The organism is Kitasatospora sp. NPDC028961, from assembly GCF_055564815.1.
Window position 1 is genome coordinate 76,597 of the sequence record NZ_JBVHVO010000008.1, and the last position, 17,134, is coordinate 93,730.

Annotated in this window: 8 protein-coding genes and 1 pseudogene; 3 read left to right on the forward strand and 6 right to left on the reverse strand. The window is 76.3% G+C overall.

From position 1 onward, the window contains the following. Window positions 1-161 precede the first annotated feature (161 nt). Genes bioB through bioD form a run of 3 tightly spaced genes read left to right on the forward strand, consistent with a single transcriptional unit; the run spans window position 162 to window position 3,543 of the window. The gene (bioB, locus tag ACZ4UX_RS17415) at window positions 162-1,454 is read left to right on the forward strand and encodes a biotin synthase BioB (RefSeq protein ID WP_329486212.1); all 1,293 of its coding nucleotides are present in this window, start codon (window positions 162-164) and stop codon (window positions 1,452-1,454) included. Between the two features lie 23 nt (window positions 1,455-1,477). Next, window positions 1,478-2,779, forward strand: a complete 1,302-nt coding sequence (locus ACZ4UX_RS17420) for an adenosylmethionine--8-amino-7-oxononanoate transaminase (protein ID WP_465707278.1) — start codon at window positions 1,478-1,480, stop codon at window positions 2,777-2,779. Further along, on the forward strand, window positions 2,776-3,543 hold the full coding sequence (gene bioD / locus ACZ4UX_RS17425) for a dethiobiotin synthase (protein WP_465707279.1): 768 nt from the start codon (window positions 2,776-2,778) through the stop codon (window positions 3,541-3,543). Before ACZ4UX_RS17420 ends, bioD begins: the two co-directional genes overlap by 4 nt. A 215-nt stretch (window positions 3,544-3,758) precedes the next feature. Here the strand turns inward: bioD and ACZ4UX_RS17430 are convergent, their stop codons facing one another. From ACZ4UX_RS17430 to ACZ4UX_RS17455, 6 genes and pseudogenes are all read right to left on the reverse strand, one after another. Beyond that, entirely contained in the window at window positions 3,759-4,871 is a 1,113-nt protein-coding gene (locus ACZ4UX_RS17430) for an NAD(P)-dependent alcohol dehydrogenase (RefSeq protein WP_465707280.1), read from the reverse strand. Window positions 4,872-4,913: 42 nt separating this feature from the next. Continuing rightward, on the reverse strand, window positions 4,914-5,855 hold the full coding sequence (locus ACZ4UX_RS17435) for an SDR family NAD(P)-dependent oxidoreductase (RefSeq protein WP_465707281.1): 942 nt from the start codon (window positions 5,853-5,855) through the stop codon (window positions 4,914-4,916). A gap of 9 nt (window positions 5,856-5,864) precedes the next feature. Further along, on the reverse strand, window positions 5,865-6,266 hold the full coding sequence (locus tag ACZ4UX_RS17440) for an allene oxide cyclase barrel-like domain-containing protein (protein ID WP_329486217.1): 402 nt from the start codon (window positions 6,264-6,266) through the stop codon (window positions 5,865-5,867). Window positions 6,267-6,403: 137 nt separating this feature from the next. After that, window positions 6,404-6,790, reverse strand: a complete 387-nt coding sequence (locus ACZ4UX_RS17445) for a nuclear transport factor 2 family protein (RefSeq protein WP_352294862.1) — start codon at window positions 6,788-6,790, stop codon at window positions 6,404-6,406. A 148-nt stretch (window positions 6,791-6,938) separates the two neighbouring features. Next, a complete protein-coding gene (locus ACZ4UX_RS17450; RefSeq protein WP_465707282.1) occupies window positions 6,939-8,177 on the reverse strand; it encodes a cytochrome P450 family protein in 1,239 nt (412 codons plus the stop codon). A gap of 68 nt (window positions 8,178-8,245) precedes the next feature. Beyond that, window positions 8,246-17,065, reverse strand: a pseudogene (locus ACZ4UX_RS17455) (type I polyketide synthase); the annotation flags it as partial. Between the last annotated feature and the right edge of the window lie 69 nt (window positions 17,066-17,134).

Genomic DNA, 17,134 nt, shown 5'->3' on the forward strand with positions numbered 1-17,134 from the left:
ACGATCACCCGTACTACCGGTCGGTAACCCCGGCCCCCGGGGGACGTGACCTGCACCACTACCGTGAGCTGTGACACTGTGACAACTCGCACATCCTCCCGGAGATCTTCTGGTGGGTTCCCTCTGGCGTCGCCCGACGGCCAGCAGGCAGGATCAGCCTCATGGATCTGCTCGATACCCTCACCGCCAAGGGCCTGCGCGGGGAAATCCCCACCCGCGAGGAGGCCCTGGCCGTCCTCGCCACCACCGACGACGAGCTGCTGGACGTGGTCGCGGCCGCCGGGCGGGTGCGCCGGCAGTGGTTCGGCCGCCGGGTCAAGCTCAACTACCTGGTGAACCTCAAGAGCGGGCTCTGCCCGGAGGACTGCTCGTACTGTTCGCAGCGGCTGGGCTCCAAGGCCGAGATCCTCAAGTACACCTGGCTGAAGCCGGACCAGGCCGCCGAGGCGGCGAAGGCGGGCGTCGCCGGCGGCGCCAAGCGGGTCTGCCTGGTGGCCAGCGGCCGCGGCCCGACGGACCGTGACATCGACCGGGTGGCCGACACCATCTCGGCCATCAAGGACGCCGACCCGGCCGTCGAGATCTGCGCCTGCCTCGGCCTGCTCTCCGACAACCAGGCCGAGCGGCTGCGGGCGGCCGGCGCCGACGCGTACAACCACAACCTCAACACCTCCGAGGGCACCTACGGGGACATCACCACCACCCACACCTACGCGGACCGGGTGGACACCGTGCAGAAGGCGCACGGCGCGGGCCTGTCCGCCTGCTCCGGCCTGATCGCGGGCATGGGCGAGAGCGACGGCGACCTGGTCGACGTGGTCTTCGCGCTGCGCGAGCTGGGCTCGGACTCGGTACCGGTCAACTTCCTCATCCCGTTCGAGGGCACCCCGCTGGCCAAGGAGTGGAACCTCACCCCGCAGCGCTGCCTGCGGATCCTGGCGATGGTCCGCTTCGTCTGCCCCGACGTCGAGGTGCGGATCGCGGGCGGGCGCGAGGTCCACCTGCGCTCGCTGCAGCCGTTGGGCCTGCACATCGCCAACTCGATCTTCCTGGGCGACTACTTGACCAGCGAGGGCCAGGCCGGCCAGGCCGACCTCGACATGATCAAGGACGCGGGCTTCGAGGTGGAGGGCGCCGGCGAGGCCACCCTGCCCCGGCACCGGGCCGACATCGCGGCCGCCGCCGAGGGCGGCGCGTGCGGGACGGGCGGCGGCTGCGGGCCGTGCGGCGGACACGCCGCGCCGGCCGAACAGCCGACCGCGGAGCAGGCCGGGGGCTGCGGGCCCTGCGGCGGGCACACCGCGCCGGCCGTCGAGGCGGACACCGCCGAGGCCACCGAGACCGCCGGGGCCGGGACGGCCGTCGCCGGGGCGAACACCGGCGACGGGCTGCGCAGCGACCTCGTCCGGGTCCGCCGGCGCGGTGCCGGTACCGAGCTGGCCCCCAACGCCTGACCGTCCGCAGGGAAAGACTCACCATGGCTCAGCTGACCACCGACACCCTCCTCGCCCTCGACCGGGCGCACGTCTGGCACCCGTACGGTCCGATGCCCGGCACCGCCACCCCCTACGTCGTCGAATCGGCGTCCGGGGTGCGGCTGCGGCTCGCCGAGCCCGTCGCGGGCCGGCGCGAGCTGGTCGACGGCATGTCGTCCTGGTGGGCGGCGATCCACGGCTACGGGCACCCGGTGCTGGACGAGGCGGTGCGCGACCAGCTGGGCCGGATGAGCCACGTGATGTTCGGCGGGCTCACCCACGAGCCCGCCGTACGGCTCGCCGCCCGGCTGGTCGAGATCACCCCGGAACCGCTGCGGCACGTCTTCCTGGGCGACTCCGGCTCGGTGGCGGTCGAGGTGGCGATGAAGATGTGCCTGCAGTACTGGCAGTCCGTCGGGCGGCCGGAGAAGCGGCGGCTGCTCACCTGGCGCGGCGGCTACCACGGGGACACCTTCCACCCGATGTCGGTCTGCGACCCGCAGGGCGGCATGCACCACCTCTGGGGCGGGGTGCTGCCCGACCAGCTCTTCGCACCCCAGCCGCCGGCCGGCTTCGACGCCCCGCCGGACGCCGGGTACGCGGCGCGGTTCGAGTCGCTGATGGAGCGGCACGCGGGCGAACTGGCCGCGGTGATCGTCGAGCCGGTGGTGCAGGGCGCGGGCGGGATGCGGTTCCACTCCCCCGCCTACCTGCGGATGCTGCGCGAACTCTGCGACCGGCACGGGGTGCTGCTCGTCTTCGACGAGATCGCCACCGGGTTCGGCCGAAGCGGCGCGCTGTTCGCGGCCGACCACGCCGGCGTCTCGCCGGACGTGATGTGCCTGGGCAAGGCGATGACCGGCGGCTACCTGACCATGGCGGCCACGCTCTGCACCGCCGAGGTCGCGGACGGGATCAGCCGGGGCGAGATGCCGGTGCTGGCGCACGGGCCGACGTTCATGGGCAACCCGCTGGCCGCGGCGGTCGCCAACGCCTCGATCGACCTGCTGCTGGGCCAGGACTGGCAGGTCGAGGTGAAGCGGATCGAGGGCGGTCTGCGGGACGGCCTGGCGGACGCCGCCGAGCTGCCCGGGGTCCGGGACGTACGGGTGCAGGGGGCCATCGGGGTGGTGCAGCTCGACCACCCGGTGGACGTGGCGGCGGCGACCGAGGCGGCCGCCCGGAAGGGCGTCTGGCTGCGGCCGTTCCGCGACCTCCTCTACACGATGCCGCCGTACGTGACGCAGGACGAGGACGTGGCGCGGATCGCCGCGGCCGTGACGGCGGCGGCGGTGGCCGGATGAGCGCGCGGATCCTGTTCGTCACGGGGACCAACACCGAGATCGGCAAGACCGTCGCCACCGCCGCGGTCGCCTCGGCGGCGCTGCGGGGCGGCGCGCGGGTCGCGGTGCTGAAGCCCGGCCAGACCGGTCTGGCCGCCGGCGAGCCGGGCGACGTGGACGACGTCCGCCGCCTCGCCGCCGACCCGGCCTCGGGTGCGCCGGCCGGCCGGCTGACCACGCGCGAGCTGGCCCGGTACCCGGAGCCGCTGGCCCCCAACACGGCGGCGCGGCGCGCCGGACTGCCCCCGGTGTCGCCCGACGAGGTGGCGGCGGAGGTCGCGGCGCTGGCCGCGTCGCACGAGCTGGTCCTGGTCGAGGGCGCCGGCGGACTGCTGGTGCACTACGACGACGAGGGCCGGACGCTGGCCGACCAGGCGCGCGCGGTGCGGCGGGCCGGTCTCGCGGCCGAGGTGCTGCTGGTGGCCTCGGCGGGGCTGGGCACGCTCAACATCGTCGCGCTCACGGCGGAGGCCCTGCGGGCGCGCGAGCTGCCGCTGGCCGGCGTCGTCGTCGGCTCCTGGCCGCAGCGCCCCGGGCTCGCCGAGCGCTGCAACCTCGCCGACCTGCCCCGGTCGGCGGACGCTCCGCTGCTCGGCGCCCTCCCGGCGCACGCGGGCGCCGCGCCGGACTTCGCCGCGCTGGCCGCCGCCTCGCTGGCGCCCGAGCTGGGCGGCGACTGGGACGCCGCGGCCTTCGCCGGGACGCACCGGCCGTACGCGCTGTAGGACGCGCGGGACGCGCGGGACGCGCGGGTGGCGCGGGTGGCGCGGGACGCGCGGGTGGCGCGGGACGCGCGGGACGCGCGGGTGGCGCGGGACGCGCGGGACGCGCGGGTGGCGCGGGACGCGCGGGTGGCGCGGGTGCCCGCCCGGGCCCGTAGGGGCGGGCACCGGGCGGGCACCGGGCTCAGGCGGGCACCGGGCTCAGGCGGGCGCCCGGCTCAGGCGGGCGTCGGGCCGTGCAGCAGTACCGGTTTGACGGCCGCTCCGGCGACCGAGTCCGCGACCGCGCGGTTGATGTCGGCCAGCGGGTACGAGCGGACGAGCCGGTCCAGCGGGAACCGGCCCGCCAGGAAGAAGTCCAGCAGCTGCGGGATCAGCAGCTGCGGGACGCTGTCGCCCTGGAGGATGCCCTTCACCGTGCGGCCGAGCAGCTGGACCAGCCCGACCGAGAGGTCCTGCCCGGTACCCGCCGACCCGACGATGCCGGCCGTTCCGCCGACCGCCAGCGACTCCACGGCGGCCCGGGCGGTCCGCGGCAGGCCCACCGCGTCGAGCGCGAAGTCGACACCGCCCCGGCTGAGCCGGACCACGGCGGCCGCCACGCCGTCCTGGGCGCCGTCGAGCACGTCGGTGGCACCGAGTTCGAGCGCGAGGTCCAGCCGGGCGCGGTTCAGGTCGACGGCGATGATCCGTGAGCAGCCGGCGATCCTGGCCGCCATCACCGCCGCCAGCCCCACCGGCCCGGCGCCGAACACCACGAGACTGCTCCCGGGCGGTGCCGCGAACACCCCGAGCACCGCGCCCGCGCCGGTCTGCAGCCCGCAGCCCAGCGGGCCGAGCAGTTCGAGCGGGGCGTCCTCACGGACCTTCACGACACTGCGCCGGTGGGCGACGACGTGGTCCCCGAAGGAGGACTGGCCGAAGAAGTGCCCGTTGATCTCGGCGCCGTCCGCGTCCCGGTAGGCAGTCGAGCCGTCCGCCCGCCGGCCGCGCAGGTTGAGCGGCAGGAACGACGCGCAGTGCATCGGGTGGCCGGTGAGGCAGGGGCGGCAGGAGCCGCAGCACATCGGGGCCAGCACCACCGGGTCGCCGGGGGCGACCGAGGTCACCCCCGCGCCGACGGCCGCGACCACCCCGCTGCCCTCGTGCCCGAGGACGGCGGGCAGGCCCGGCGGGAGGATCTGGTCCAGCGCCAGCAGGTCGGTGTGGCACAGGCCGGTGGCGACGAGCCGGACCAGCACCTCGTCGGCCCGGGGCGGCTCCAGCAGGACGTCCTCGACCGTGAACGGCCCGCCCTTGCCTCGGGCGACGGCGGCCTTGATGGACAGCATTCGGGTCCTCTCTCATGACGGTGGGCAGGGGCCGGCCCCGGGTCACCGACCCGGGGCCGGCGGGGCGGCGGGGGCGGCCGCCGGGTCACCGGGGCGGGCGCCGGGCGCGTCGCCCGGGGCGTCGTGGCCGCCGTCGTCGTGCGGACCGGCGGTGGTGCTGGTCACCCGGCCGTCGGCGAAGCGCAGCCGGCCCTCCCCGGCGACGACCAGGTCGGCGAACTCGAAGCGGGTGATGCCGGTGTCCGCCGCGACGACCCACGCCTGTCCGGTGCGCCCGTCCCGCACGGCTACGGCCATCGCGTCCACCACGAGGTCCGGGGCGGCCACCGCCACCCCCGCGGCCCGCCAGGCGGCGAGGCGCCCGGCGATCAGCGGCGTCTCGACCGCGCCCGGGCAGAGCACGTTGAGGGTGACGCCGTCGCCCGCGAGCGCCGGCGCCAGCGACCGGACCAGCCCCACCACGGCGTGCTTGGAGGCGGCATAGAACACGTCGGGCGAGGGACGCAGCCCGGTGGTACTGGCGGTGACCGTGATCGAGCCCCCGCCACGGGCCCGCAGCGCCGGGAGCGCGGCCTGCACCCCGTAGACCACCGAGTCGACGTTGACCGCGAGCAGCCGCCGGTAGGCCTCGGGATCGAACCCGTCGCCGATCGCGCTCCCGCCCAGGACACCGGAGTTGAGCCAGACGGCGTCCAGGCCGCCGAACCGGTCGACCGCGGCCCGCACCAGCCGCTCGTTGTCGGCCAGTTCGGCGGTGTCGGCCCGGACGAACAGGGCACCGGTCTCCCGGGCGACCGCCTCGCCGCGGGCCCGGTCGATGTCGGCCAGCACGACGTGACCGCCCTGGGCGGTGAACCGCCGGGCGGCGGCGGAACCGATTCCGCCGCCCCCGCCGGTGATCAGTACGACCTTGCCCGCGAAGCCCGCGAGGTCCGCGGACCTCGCGGGGCCCGCGGGGCCGGCCGTGTCCGGAGTCGTGTCCATGCGTCCCGGCTAGGAGAGCAGGGTCGAGAAGAAGACCAGCTTGGCCTCGGCGACCTTGCCGGGGTCGACCGGGCGCCACTGGCGGACCCCGGTGCGCCCGGCGTAGCTGCCGCTCACGCCGACCACCGGGCAGTAGAGCCACTCACCGGAGACCAGGTTGCTGAACCGCGCCCAGGCCTCGACGTGCACGTCGCCGTCGGCGAGCGCGATCTTCTCGGTGATGCAGGTCATCAGCTCGTCGTCGCTCTCGCGGCGCGTGACGATCTTGTAGAAGCCGTCGACCGTACCGATCGCGGCACCCGACGGATCGCGCAGCTCCGCCACGTAGGTGCCGCTCTGTCCGACCTTCGGGTCCTCGAAGTCGATGTCGTTGGCGAAGGTGACCAGGTGCTCACTGAGGTTCTCGAACATTGTCCATCGTTCCTTCGGTAGGGGTGCCGGGTGCTCCCGGCGGTCATGACGGGTGGGGTCGGGTGCCCTGGACGGTCGGGCCCTGGGGGTCGGGCCCTGGGACGGTCGGGTACCGGGACGGTCGGGTACCGGGGATGTCAGGCCTTGCGGAACACGTCCTTGACGAGGATCAGGCCGTCCTTGAGCGTGAAGAGGTCCACGCCCCGGTCCAGCACCCGGCCGGTGGCGTCGCGCAGGGTGAACTCGATGATCTGCCGGTCCCCCACCACCACGGCCGGCTCGAAGACCAGGGCGATCCCCTGGTCGCCGAACTCCTCGCGCTTCTTGACCAGGTCCACCAGGTAGTCCCGGATCTCGTCGCGCCGGTAGGTGGTGCCGGGCTCGGGCCCCTCGGCCACGCTCCAGACGCCGTCCTCGGCGAAGCAGGCGACCGCCTCGTCGAAGGCGTCCCGGGCGCACGCGTCGAAGAAGGCCGCGACCTTGCCCTCGCCCACCGCCGTGCCGGCTACCGCGTTGTCGGTCATCGTGATCTCGTCTCTCTCGGGTCGGAATCTGTCGGTCGGAATCTGTTGCTCGGGATGTGTCGGTCGGGATGTGTCAGTCGGGATGTGTCGGGCACGCTCGGTCGTACGGAACGGTCCGGGCGGGCCGGGCAGGCCGGGCGGGTGCCGGTCAGGACAGCAGGACGGGCAGGCTCTCCAGCCCGCGGAACTGGAGGCTGTGCCGCCAGACCAGCCGGTCGGCCGGCACCGCGAGCTCCCAGCGGGGGAAGCGGCTCAGCAAGCGGCCGAACAGCACCTCGCCCTCCAGGCGGGCCAGCGGGGCGCCGATGCAGTGGTGGATGCCGTGGCCGAAGGACAGGTGCTGGTTCCTGGTGCGGCCCACGTCCAGCCGGTGGGGGTCCGCGAAGACCGCCGGGTCCCGGTTGGCGGCGCAGAGCGAGACGAAGACGATCTCGTCCGCCGGGATGGTCACCTCGCCCACCTGGACCGGCTTGGTGGTCCAGCGGATGGTGGCGAGGTTCAACGGGCTCTCGTAGCGCAGGAATTCCTCGACCGCACCGGCCAGCAGGGTGGGGTCGGCCCGGAGCCGGACCAGCTGGTCGGGGTGCTGGATCAGCGCCAGCACGCCACTGCTGATCATGTTCGCGGTCGTCTCGTAGCCGGCGTTCATCAGCAGGAACAGGCTGGAGATCAGTTCGCCGCCGTCCAGCCGGTTGCCGTCGTCCTCGGCGTCGATGAGCGCGCTCACCAGGTCGTCGGCGGGCTCCTTGCGCTTGGCCTCGACCACCGCCGCCAGGTGGCCGTACGCCAGCCCGACCGCCTCCCGCTTCTCGGCGGCGGTGGACCGGACGCTGGTGAGCACGCCGTTCCAGCGGCGCAGATCGGCGAAGTCGGCCACCGGCACGCCCAGCAGGGCGCCGATCACGTAGATCGGGAAGGCCAGGGCGATCTGCTCGACCAGGTCGAACTCCGCGCCCGGCACGATGTCCTCGACCAGGTCGTCGGCCAACTCCTCGATCCACGGCCGCATCTGCTCGACCCGGCGCATGGTGAAGGCCTTGGAGACGATCCGCCGCAGCCGGGTGTGGTCCGGGGGGTCGCTGAAGAGCATGCTGCGCGGGTTGCTGCCCGCCGAACCGTCGGGGTGCAGGGCGTGCCGCTCGATGATCCGGGGCAGGCCGAGCGCGTCCTTGGACAGCGACTGGTCGGCCAGCAGCGCCCGGACGTCCTCGTGCCGGGTCACCACCCAGGCGTTGACCTCCGAGGCGAGCGTCTTCACCACGTGCCGGCCGACCGGCGCCTCGGTGCGCAGGACGTCGTAGGAGGGATAGGGGTTCTGCATGAACGTCGGACCGAACACGGTGTCGGCCTCCGGGGCCGGTGCGGGCGGGGTGGATTCGGTGGTCATCGCGGTGCTTCTTCCTCCGGTACCGATCCGGACAGCCACGACTCGACGGCACGGCCGGTCGAGGGTCCGGAGTCTCCGATGATGGTCAGGTGATCTGCCGGCACGTCGACCGTCGTGTGCCGGGTGGGCCAGGACGCCGCGGGGACCGGTCGGTCGGCCGCGGTGCCGGGGAGGGACTCGGTCGCCCGGACGAGCAGGATCGGGCTCGCCACCGGCGCCGGCCGCCAGTCGCGGAACAGGTCGAAGTGACGGCCCATCGCGCTCAGTCCGGCGTCCGTGGTCGCCTCCACCAGCTCGGCGCGGTCCGCCAGGGCGGTGAACAGCGTCGACTCCAGGGCGGTGAGACCCGGGCTGCCCGGCAGGTGACTGTCGAGCAGGACCACGGCGGCCGGGGCCGCTCCCTCCTGCGCCAGCGCTTCGGCCACGGCGTGCGCGACCCAGCCGCCCGACGAGTAGCCCACCAGGACGACGGGCCGGTCGCCGTGCTCCGCGCGGACGGCGGCCGCCTGGCGGCCGACGAACTCCGCCAGGGTGCGGGGCAGTGCCTCGCCGGCCGCGTACCCGGACGGCGCGAGCACGGTCAGGCCCCGGCGGCCCCGGAACGCGGTCGCGAACCGGGCGTACTGGTAGGCGTGCGCGGGTGCCACCAGCGAGGGGAAGCAGACCAGGGGCGGTCCGGCCGGTCCCTCGGCGAAGCGGGCGCTCCGTGGTGCGGGCGGCGCCGACGCCGGGGCGTCGGGGCCGTCCGGGCGGTCCGGGCCGTCCGGTTCGTCGCGCAGGTGGGCGGCGGCGGCGAGCAGGCGCAGCCCCTGGCCGGCCCGGCCGGCCAGGCTGGCCTGCCGGAACAGCGCCACCAGCGGGGTCTCGGGCCCGTTCGGGGCCGGAGTCGGAGCCTGAGTCGGAGTCGGAGTGGGAGTCGGACTCGGGTCCACCGGGGGCGCGTCGACGATCCGCTCGGTCAGCAGGGCGGCCAGCGCCGCGCCCGTCGGGCACTCGACGATCGCCGACGGGGCCAGCCGGACCCCGGTCGCCTCGTGCAGCCGGGTGCGCAGCTCCGCCGCGCCCAGGGAGTTGAGCCCGAGCTCGGTGAAGGTGTCGGCCGGCCCGGCGGGCGCGTCCGGATCGCCGAGCACGGCGGCGACCTGATCCAGCACCACCTCGGTCAGCAGCGCGGTCCGGGACGCGGGCGGCGCTTCGCGGAGCCGTCGGCGCAGCGTCTCGCTCCCGGTCTCGGCCTCGTCCGGCTTCGACTCCGACCCCGGCTGCGGGCTCGTGTGCGGGCTGCCGGCCGGCTCCTGTCCGGCGAAGGCCTCCCGGCCGGTGCCGTTCCCGGCCCCGGGCCGGCCGGTCATGGCGGTGGAGCGGGTCGCGGACAGCCAGTGGCCGCGGCCCTGGAACGGGTAGACCGGGAGGTCCACCCGGCGGCCGCCGCCCGGGGCGGTCAGGTCCACCGGCAGTCCCCGTACGTGGAGGCGGGCGAACGCGGCCGTCAGCGCGGCGCGGTCCGGGCGGTCGGCCCGCAGCAGCGGGACGGCCGCGGCGGCTCCGGGATCGGTGAGGCAGTCCTGGACCATCGCGGTGAGCACGGCGTCCGGCCCGAGTTCGACGAAGGTGCGCACCCCGCGCCCTTCCAGCGTCCGGACGCCGTCGGCGAACCGGACCGGCTCCCGCACGTGCCGCACCCAGTAGTCGGCGCCGGCCACCTCGGCCGGACCGACCGCCGCACCGGTCAGGTTGGAGACCAGCGGGATCACCGGCGGGTGGTAGGCGATCCGCTCGGCCTCGGCGCGGAACGCGGCCAGCATGCCCGCCATGTGCGGGGAGTGGAAGGCGTGGCTGACCCGCAGCCGCTTGGTCCGCCGGCCCCTGGCGGCCAGCACGGCGGCGACCTCCCGGACGGCGTCCTCGTCGCCGGAGAGCACGGTGGCGGCGGGGCCGTTGACCGCGGCCACCGAGAGCCGGTCGGCACGCTCGGCGACGAGCTCCGCCACCTCGTCCGGCCCGGCCTCGACGGCCGTCATCGCGCCGCCGGGCGGCAGCTCCTCCATCAGCCGCGCCCGGGCCGCGACCAGTGCGGTGGCGTCCGCGAGGTCGAACACACCGGCCACATGGGCGGCGGCGAGCTCCCCGATCGAGTGCCCGGCCACCACGTCCGGCACCAGGCCCCGGCTCTCCACGAGCCGGAAGAGGGCGACCTCCAGTGCGAACAGCGCCGCCTGGGCGTGCCCGGTCCGGTCCAGCAGGGCGGCCTCGGTGGAGCCGGGGCCGGCCTGCAGCACGCCCCGGACGGAGTGGCCGAGCCGCTCTTCGAGCCCGTCGCAGGCCTCGTCGAACGCCGCCCGGAAGACCGGGAACGCCTCGTACAACTCCCTTCCCATTCCCGGGCGCTGGCTGCCCTGCCCGGTGAAGAGGAAGGCCACCGCGCCGTCCGCGGCCACCCGGCCGGTGATCACCCCGGGCACCTGGCGGTCCGCCGCGAGTGCGGCGAGGCCGGCGTCGAAGCCGGCCCGGTCCTCGGCGAGGACGACCGCCCGGTGGGTCAGCGCGGCCCGGCCGGTGGCCAGGGACCAGCCGAGGTCGGCGAGCGTCTGGTCGGGGTGCGTGCCGAGGTGGGCGCGGAGCGAGCGGGCCTGGGCGCGCAGCGCGTCCGCGCCCCGGGCGGACACCGGCAGCGCGAGGACCCCGGCGGCCGCGGGGGCGGTCCCGGTGGTGGCGACGGAGCCGGTCGCGAGGCCCGCCGCGGGGGCGGGGGCCGGCCCGGGCTCCGGCTCGGGGGCCTCTTCGATGATCGCGTGCGCGTTGGTGCCGCTGACACCGAAGGAGGACACCCCGGCGCGGCGCGGCCGGCCGGTCCGCGGCCACGCCACCGGCTCGGTCACCAGTGACACCGCGCCGGACGACCAGTCCACGTGCGGGGACGGCGCGTCCACGTGCAGCGTGCGGGGCAGCACCCCGTGCCGCATCGCCAGCACCATCTTGATCAGCCCGGCGAGGCCGGCGGCGGCCTGGGTGTGCCCGATGTTCGACTTCACCGAGCCCAGGTACAGCGGCCGGTCGGCCGGGCGGTCCTGCCCGTAGGCGGCCAGCAGGGCCTGCGCCTCGATCGGGTCGCCCAGCCGGGTGCCGGTGCCGTGCGCCTCCACCGCGTCGACCTCGGCCGGCGTCAGACCGGCGTCGGCCAGCGCCTCGCCGATCACCCGCTGCTGGGCGGGCCCGTTCGGCGCGGTCAGGCCGTTGCTGGCGCCGTCCTGGTTCACCGCGCTGCCGCGCAGCACCGCGAGCACCGGGTGCCCGTTGCGGCGCGCGTCGGAGAGCCGCTCCAGCACCAGGACGCCCGCGCCCTCACCCCACCCGGTGCCGTCGGCCTCCGCGGCGAACGCCTTGCAGCGGCCGTCCTCGGCGAGTCCGCGCTGGCGGCTGAAGTCGACGAACACTCCGGGGCCGGACATCACCGTCGCCCCGCCGACCAGCGCCAGCGAGCACTCGCCCTGGCGCAGCGACCGGGCGGCGAGGTGCAGCGCCACCAGCGAGGACGAGCACGCGGTGTCCACGGTGAGCGCCGGACCGCGCAGGCCCAGGGTGTAGGCGAGCCGGCCGGAGAGCACGCTGGCCGCGTTGCCGGTGCCCAGGTAGCCGTCCAGGCCGTCCGGGATCTCCCGGACGAACGACAGGTAGTCCTGCCCGTTGGTGCCGATGAACACCCCGGTGCGGCTCTCCCGCAGACCGAGCGGGTCCAGGCCGGCGCGTTCCACCGCCCGCCAGGCGATCTCCAGCAGCAGCCGCTGCTGCGGGTCCATCGCCGCCGCCTCGCGCTCGCCGATCCCGAAGAACGCCGCGTCGAAGCGGTCGGGCCGGTCCAGGAAGGCGCCGTGGCGGGTGTAGCTGGTGCCGGACCGTTCCGGGTCCGGGTCGTACAGGGCGGCGAGGTCCCACCCCCGGTCGGTCGGGAACTCGGACACCGCGTCGCGCCCGGTGCGCAGCAGCTCCCAGAAGTCCTCCGGACCGGCGACGCCGCCGGGGAACCGGCAGTCCATCGAGACGATCGCGACGAGGTCCTCCGCGGGATCGGCGCCGGCCGCGGACCGGTCGGCCGGCTGCTCGGTGTCGTCCCGCAGCCGGGTGCGCAGATGGGCGGCGAGCGCCTGCGGGTTCGGATGGTCGAACGCGAGGGTCGGGGGAAGGGTGACGCCGAGGGCGGTGCCCAGTGCGTTGCGCAGTTCCACCGCGGTGAGCGAGTCCAGGCCGAGTTCCCGGAACGGCTTGTCGGCGACGACCGCCGTCGCGTCCCGGTGGCCCAGCACCCGGGCCGTGGTGGCCGCCACCAAGTCGCGCAGGGCCCGGTCGAGTTGGGCGGGCGGCAGGGCGGCGAGCCCGGTCGTGGCGCTGCCCGCGCCGGCCGTCGCGCCGCTCGGGGCGGGCTCCGGCCGGGCTTCGGGCAGGTCGGCGAGCATCGGCGGCAGCGGCGCTCCCCCGGCGGCCAGTCGCGCCCAGCGGACGTCGGCGACCACGGTGGTGGCGGCGCCGGCGTCCACCGCCGTGCGCAGCGCCGCGAGGGCGGGCCCGGCCGCCATCGGCTCGACCGCGAGACGGGCCAGCTTCTGCCGGGCGCCGTCGCCCGCCGCCATTCCGGCTCCGGCCCACGGCCCCCACGCGATCGAGGTGGCCGGCAGGCCGTCCCGCACCCGGCGCTCGGCCAGCGCGTCGAGGAACGCGTTGGCCGCCGCGTAGTTGCCCTGGCCGGCGCTGCCCAGCGTGCCGGCCACGGAGGAGAAGAGGACGAACGCCGACAGCTCGGTACCGAGGGTCAGTTCGTGCAGGTTCAGCGCGGCGGCGGCCTTCGCCCGGGCCACCTCGGCGAGCCGCCCGGGCGTCAGCGCGGTCAGCACGCCGTCGTCGAGCACCCCGGCGGCGTGCACCACGGCCGTGACCGGGGCCGGGAGCCCGGCCAGCAGGGCGGCGAGCGCGGCACGGTCCGCCACGTCGCACGCCTCGATGCTCACCTCGGCGCCCAGCGCGGCCAGTTCGGCGGCCAGCTCCTCGGCGCCCGGTGCGTCGGCGCCCCGGCGGCCGGTGAGCACCAGGTGCCCGGCGCCCTCCCGGGCGAGCCAGCGGGCCACTTCGGCGCCCAGCGCGCCCGTGCCGCCGGCCACCAGGACGGTGCCGGACGGCCGCCAGCGCGGCGGCGTCGGGCCGGGCCGGGCGCGCACCAGCCGGCGGGCGAACACCGCGTCGCCGCGGATCGCGGCCTGGTCCTCGCCCGTCGCCCCGGTGAGGAGGCCGGCGAGCCGGGCGCCGGTCCGCCCGTCCGGCGCGGCCGGGAGGTCCACCAGGCCGCCCCAGGTCAGCGGCTGTTCCAGCCGGGCGACCTGGCCGAGCCCCCAGAGCGGGGCCTGGGCGTAGCCGCCGAGGCCGTCCTGCGGGGTCGCCGGGACGGCGTCCCTGGTCGCCGTCCAGAGCGGGACGTCGAGGCCGAGGTCGGCGACGGCCTGCTGGACCGCGAGGGCGCCGGCGAGGCCGCGGGTGATCTCGGGGTGGTCCGGCTCGGGCCGCTCGTCGACGCCGGCCAGGCAGAGCACGCCGCGCAGGGCGGGGGCGGCATCGGCGGAGGCGGCGGGGGCGGCGGCGGCGAGGGCGGCCGGGGTGCCGGCGAGGGCGGCGCGGATCCGGTCGGCGAGTTCCGCGCGACCGGCCACCGGCACGATCACCGGCTCGACGCGCCCGCGCAGGCTCGCGACCACCTCCGCCGCCCACGGCCGGTCGTCCTCCCCCTCCGGGACGACGACCAGCCAGCGGCCGGGCGTGCCGGTGGGGGCGGTCGGGTCGGTCAGGGCAGCCAGGTCGGCCTGGTCGGCCTGGGGCAGCCGCTGCCAGCGTGTGCGGTACTGCCAGTCGGCCGCCCGCTCGCCGGCCTGCCGCGAGCGGTGCCAGGCCGACAGCGCGGGCAGCGCCCGGCTCAGTGGCACGTCGCCCGTCAACTCCAGTGCGGCGGTGAGCCCTTCGAGGTCGCCCTGGTCCACCAGCCGCCAGAACTCCGGGTCGGTCCGCCCGGCCGGGGCGGCCTGGTCGGCGCCCTCCTCGTGCGACAGCCAGTACCGGTCGGACCGGAACGTGTACGTCGGCAGGTCCACCCGCCGGGGGCTGCCGTCGGCCCCGGCCGAGACCACCCCGGCCCAGTCGACCGGGACGCCGGCCGTGAACACGGCCGCGGCGGCGGCCAGCGCGGCGCCGCGCTCCGGGCGGTCCCGGCGCAGCAGCGGCACGGCCAGCGGGGCGCCCGGCAGCTCGCCCGCCGGGCCGGCCGCGGCGGGCCGCCCAGCCGAGGCGCACTCCGCGACCAGCGCCGACAGCACCCCGTCCGGGCCGGCCTCCAGGCAGGTGTCGAACCCGTCCGCGAGCAGGGTGGCCGTCACGTCCGCGAAGCGCACCGGCGCGCAGATCTGGTCCACCCAGTAGGCGGCCGAGCCCCAGGACACCCCGTCACTCCACCGGCCGGTCACCGCGGCGACCCCGGGCAGCTCGGGCGACCGGGTGGTCACCCCCGCCAGCACCTCGCCGAACGCGTCGAGCATCGGCCGCATCAGCGGCGAGTGGAAGGCATGGCTCACCGTGAGCGCCTTGACCCGGCAGCCCGCCGCGCGGGCCACCCGGCCGACCCCCTCGACCGCGTCCGCCCGGCCGGAGACCACCACCGAGGTCGGGCCGTTGACCGCGGCGACCGCCAGCTGCCCCGGGGTCCGGGCCTCCTGCTCGGCCACCCAGCCGAGCACCCGGTCCGGCTCGGCCTGCACCGCGAGCATCGCGCCACCGGTCGGCAGCGCCTGCATCAGCCGGCCGCGGGCCGCCACCACCGCACAGGCGTCGGGGAGCGACCAGACGCCCGCGACGTACGCGGCCGTCAGCTCGCCGATCGAGTGGCCGGCCACGGCCGCCGGCCGGATGCCCCACGACCGGGCGAGCCGGACCAGCGCGACCTGGAGGGCGAACAGCGCGGGCTGGGCCAGATCGGTCCGGTCCAGCGACCGGCCGTCGGCGGCGACCCCGGTGGCCATCGCCTCCCGCAGCGGGACGTCCAGCAGCGGGTCGAACGCGGCGCACACCTCGTCGAGCGCCGCCGCGAACACCGGGAACGCCTCGGCCGCCCCGGTGCCCATCCCGGCCCGCTGGGCGCCCTGGCCGGTGAACAGGAACGCCACCCCGCGGCCGGTCCCGGCCGCGCCCTCGGCCCGAACTACGGCGGGGTGGGCCGTGCCGGCCGCGAGGGCCCGCAGGCCGTCGAGCAACTCCTGCGGGCTGTCGCCCAGCACCACGGCCCGGTCCTCCAGCGCCGGGCGGGTGGTGGCCAGCGACCACGCGACGTCGACCGGTCCGGGCGCGGACCCTGCGGCGGACCCGGCGGTCAGGAAGTCGGCGGTCAGGAAGTCGGCGAGCCGGGCCGCCTGGGTGCGCAGCGCCTCGGGACCGCGCCCGGACACCACCCACGGCAGCGTGCCGCGCGCCACCGCCCCGTCGGCCGGTTCCCCGGTCGGCCCCTCGGCCGGCTCCTCGACCGCCGGGGCCTGCTCCAGCACCAGGTGCGCGTTGGTGCCGCTGATCCCGAACGCCGACACCGCCGCCCGGCGCGGCCGCCCGGTCTCCGGCCACGCCACCGGCTCGGCCAGCAGCGACACGGCGCCGGAGGCCCAGTCCACGTGCGGGGACGGCGCGTCCACGTGCAGCGTCCGGGGCAGCACCCCGTGCCGCATCGCCATGACCGCCTTGATCACCCCGGCGACCCCGGCGGCGGCCTGGGTGTGCCCGATGTTCGACTTCACCGAGCCCAGGTACAGCGGCGGGCCGTCCGGGCGATCCCGGCCGTAGGTGTCCAGCAGCGCCTCCGCCTCGATCGGGTCGCCGAGCCGGGTGCCGGTGCCGTGCGCCTCCACCACGTCCACGTCCTGCGTGGTCAGCCGCGCGTCGGCCAGGGCCCGGCGGATCACCCGGCGCTGGGACGGCCCGTTCGGCGCGGTCAGCCCGTTGCTGGCGCCGTCCTGGTTCACCGCGCTGCCGCGCAGCACCGCGAGCACCCGGTGGCCGTTGCGCCGTGCCTCGGACAGCCGCTCCAGCAGCACCAGGCCGACGCCCTCGGACCAGCCCGTCCCGTCGGCCGCCGCCGCGAACGACTTGCAGCGGCCGTCGGCGGACAGCCCGCGCTGGCGGGAGAACTCCATGAACAGCGTCGGCGTCGACATCACCGTCACGCCGCCCGCCATGGCCAGCGAGCACTCGCCGGCCCGCAGGGCCCGGGCGGCCAGGTGGATCGCCACCAGCGACGAGGAACAGGCCGTGTCGACGGTGACCGCCGGGCCCACCAGCCCCATCGCGTAGGAGATCCGGCCGGAGACGACGCTGTCGGCGCTGCCGCTGATCAGGTAACCCGCCACCTCCTCGGGCACCGTGCTCTGCCGCAGCGCGTAGTTCTGGTACATCGCCCCGACGAACACCCCGGTGTCGCTGCCGCGCAGGGTCAGCGGGTCGATCCCGGCGCCCTCCGCGACGGTCCACGCGGTCTCCAGCAGCTGCCGCTGCTGGGGGTCCATGGCGAGCGCCTCGCGCGGCGAGATGTCGAAGAACCCGGCGTCGAACTCCGGTGCGCCGTAGAGGAATCCGCCCGCCCGCGCATAGGTGGTGCCCGGGTGGTCCGGGTCCGGGTGGTAGAGGTCGGCCGGCCAGCCCCGGTCGGTCGGGAACTCCGACATCGCGTCGCGCCCGTCCTCCACCAGTCGCCAGAGGTCCTCCGGCGACCGGACCCCGCCGGGGTAGCGGCAGGCCATGCCGACGATCGCGATCGGCTCGTGCTCGCGGTCCTCCAGCTCGCGCACCCGCTGGCGCGACCGCTTGAGGTCGGCGGTCACCCGTCGCAGATACTCGACGACCTTGTCCTGCTCCGACACCTGTCGTTCCCTTCCGTGCTGCGTCGT

What these genes read in the sequence shown, in the direction of transcription:
- bioB (WP_329486212.1), top strand. Translation starts at nt 162, where the DNA reads ATGGATCTGCTCGATACCCTCACCGCCAAGGGCCTGCGCGGGGAAATC.
- ACZ4UX_RS17420 (WP_465707278.1), top strand. Translation starts at nt 1,478, where the DNA reads ATGGCTCAGCTGACCACCGACACCCTCCTCGCCCTCGACCGGGCGCAC.
- bioD (WP_465707279.1), top strand. Translation starts at nt 2,776, where the DNA reads ATGAGCGCGCGGATCCTGTTCGTCACGGGGACCAACACCGAGATCGGC.
- ACZ4UX_RS17430 (WP_465707280.1), bottom strand. Translation starts at nt 4,871, where the DNA reads ATGCTGTCCATCAAGGCCGCCGTCGCCCGAGGCAAGGGCGGGCCGTTC.
- ACZ4UX_RS17435 (WP_465707281.1), bottom strand. Translation starts at nt 5,855, where the DNA reads ATGGACACGACTCCGGACACGGCCGGCCCCGCGGGCCCCGCGAGGTCC.
- ACZ4UX_RS17440 (WP_329486217.1), bottom strand. Translation starts at nt 6,266, where the DNA reads ATGTTCGAGAACCTCAGTGAGCACCTGGTCACCTTCGCCAACGACATC.
- ACZ4UX_RS17445 (WP_352294862.1), bottom strand. Translation starts at nt 6,790, where the DNA reads ATGACCGACAACGCGGTAGCCGGCACGGCGGTGGGCGAGGGCAAGGTC.
- ACZ4UX_RS17450 (WP_465707282.1), bottom strand. Translation starts at nt 8,177, where the DNA reads ATGACCACCGAATCCACCCCGCCCGCACCGGCCCCGGAGGCCGACACC.